Genomic DNA, 1022 nt, shown 5'->3' on the forward strand with positions numbered 1-1022 from the left:
GTGCGCCGTGGTGATAGCCCCGGCCGTGCCGGGTGGGAGGGTTGCCTACGCCGCCCGCCGCCCGCCGCTGCTGTGGCTGATGATCGTGATGGTCAGCGTGGCGCCGTGGTTCGTCGAGGCGTTCCGGATGCCGTCCGAGTCCGACCGGGTGGTCCTGCGCTCGGTGGCGTTCACGTTCGAATGCCTCGCTGCGCTGCTCCTGGTCGGTGCGCGAGCGGGACGTGGTTACGGGCTGGGCTTGTTCCGTCTCGGCCCCTGGTACCTGCTGTGGACCGGGATGTCGTTCGGACTGGTGTCACTGGTCTGGCGCACCCCCCAGCTGGACACCCCGCAGATCCATCTCGACGGCGTGCTGCGGGCACTCGCATTGGCGAGCCTCGCCCTGCCACTGTGGACCTGCGGATACCTGCTCGGCCCGGGCCGGATGGTGACGCGCGCGGCCACCCGGTTTGCCGCCGCGGCGGCGCCCGGGACCGGTACCCGGCTGCGCGGCCGGAACGTGCCGTGGATCCTGTGCGGGATCTCGGTGGCGGCCAGGGTCCTGCAGATCCTCCTGGGCCAGTATGCCTACCTGGGCGACGCGTCCCAGAAGGTCTCCGAGGCGAGTGCCTACGCCCAGCCGCTCACCCTGCTCGGCGGCCTCGGGATGTCCGCCCTCCTCATCGCCGCCGTCGATCTGGCCCGGGGCGGGGGGCGTCGGCGGGCCTTCGTCGCCCTGCTGTCCATCGAGATCCTCTTCGCCGTCGCCAGCGGGATGAAGGGGGTGTTCGCGACCAGCGTGTGGGGGGTGCTGATCGCGTTCTCCGTCGCCAGCGGCCGGCTTCCAATGCGGTGGATCGCCGCGGCCGCCGCCGTCTTCGTCCTCGTGCTGATTCCCTACAACGCCTCCTACCGGGCCCAGGTACGCAGCCAGAGCCACACCCTGGACGCCCAGTCGGCGGTGTCCATGGCGCCGACCGTGCTGGGCCAGACGCTGTCCGGGGACGCCCCCGCGGGGGAAGGCCCCGCGGAGTCACCGCTGG

At 72.1% G+C, this 1022-nt stretch carries 1 pseudogene; it reads left to right on the forward strand.

The annotated features are described in order from the left end of the window. Positions 1–1022 (forward strand): annotated as a pseudogene (locus ACY45C_RS06230) (hypothetical protein); the annotation flags it as partial.

The sequence above is a fragment of the Frankia sp. CcWB2 genome (genome assembly GCF_977927585.1).